Origin of the sequence: Mesorhizobium sp. M7A.F.Ca.CA.004.06.1.1, from assembly GCF_003999135.1 — a bacterium.
GTDB lineage: Bacteria > Pseudomonadota > Alphaproteobacteria > Rhizobiales > Rhizobiaceae > Mesorhizobium.
Genome location: NZ_RZPQ01001141.1, coordinates 1 through 1,216, shown reverse-complemented (window position 1 = coordinate 1,216; position 1,216 = coordinate 1). Strand labels below are relative to the sequence as shown.

1 protein-coding gene and 1 pseudogene are annotated in these 1,216 nt (G+C 64.6%); one reads left to right on the top strand and one right to left on the bottom strand.

The annotated features are described in order from the left end of the window. Positions 1 to 758: DMT family transporter (locus EN906_RS34570; RefSeq protein WP_164777632.1), on the top strand; the 758-nt coding region annotated here is incomplete at its 5' end. Positions 759 to 879: 121 nt separating this feature from the next. Here EN906_RS34570 and EN906_RS34560 read toward each other — a convergent pair. Beyond that, positions 880 to 1,216: pseudogene (locus tag EN906_RS34560) on the bottom strand (hypothetical protein); the annotation flags it as partial.

Sequence of the window (1,216 nt, the reverse complement as noted above, 5' to 3'; positions counted from 1 at the left end):
CCGGCCTGCTTGGCCTGGCGCTGCTGCTTCTGTTTCGGCAGAAACGCCCGGAGCGCGGCGATCTGCTGTCGCTGGTGATCGTCGCACTTGGCGTGGTTGTCGGGTTTCCCCTGCTGACCGCGTTGGCGCTCAAGCACGTCACCACGGCCCATTCCATCATCTTCGTCGGCCTGCTGCCGTTGGCGACCGCGATCTTCGGCGTGCTGCGCGGCGGCGACCGTCCGCGCCCGGCGTTCTGGCTGTTTTCATGCATCGGCAGCGCGCTGGTCGCGGGTTTTGCCCTGACGCAGGGCGTGACGGCCTCGCCGGTGGGCGATGGTCTGATGCTGGCCGCCATCATCGCCTGCGGCCTGGGCTATGCCGAGGGCGCCGCGCTGTCGCGCAAGCTCGGCGGCTGGCAAGTGATCTGCTGGGCGCTGGTGCTGTCGCTGCCGATCATGCTGGTGCTGACGCTGATGACCATGCCGCCATCGTTCGAAGGCGTCGGCGTCAGGGCGTGGATAGGGCTTGCCTATGTCTCGCTGTTCAGCATGCTGATCGGCTTCGTGTTCTGGTATCGCGGGCTGGCGCAAGGCGGCATCGCCGCGGTCGGGCAGTTGCAGCTGCTGCAGCCATTTTTCGGATTGGCACTGGCAGCGACGCTGCTGCACGAGCAGGTCAGCCCGCTGATGGTGGTCGTCACGCTTGGCGTCGTGCTCTGCGTCGTAGGCGCCAAGCGATTCGCGAAGCAGGAATTGCCACGACGCGCGATCGCCTGACGACGGTGCCGTCCTCGCCCAATGCATGTCGCCCAAAAGTGGCCCCGGTTTTGGGAGAACGACATGCATAAAAACAAGGACCTAAAGCGCGTCGCCTGGATCCGTTCAAACGCGACGCGCTTTAGAACTTCGTCACCACTCCAATACCAATCCCCTCGAAGCCGCCCATCGCCATCAAGGCCGCGGGCGCCTCGTCGAGACTGATTCTCTTGCCGACCAGCAGTTCGGGCTTCAGCTTGCCGTTGCGGATCATGTCCATCATCGCCTGGTAGCGGTAGGCCTGCATGCCGTGGCTGCCAAGGATTTCGAGTTCGAAGGCGATCACCTTGTCCATCGGCACCTGCGGCCGGGCATGCTCGCCCAGCATCAGGCCGACCTGCACATGGCGGCCGCAGGTGCCGATGGACAAGGTGATCGCCTTCGAACTCGAAATCCTTGGCAGCCACGGCATGCAGGCC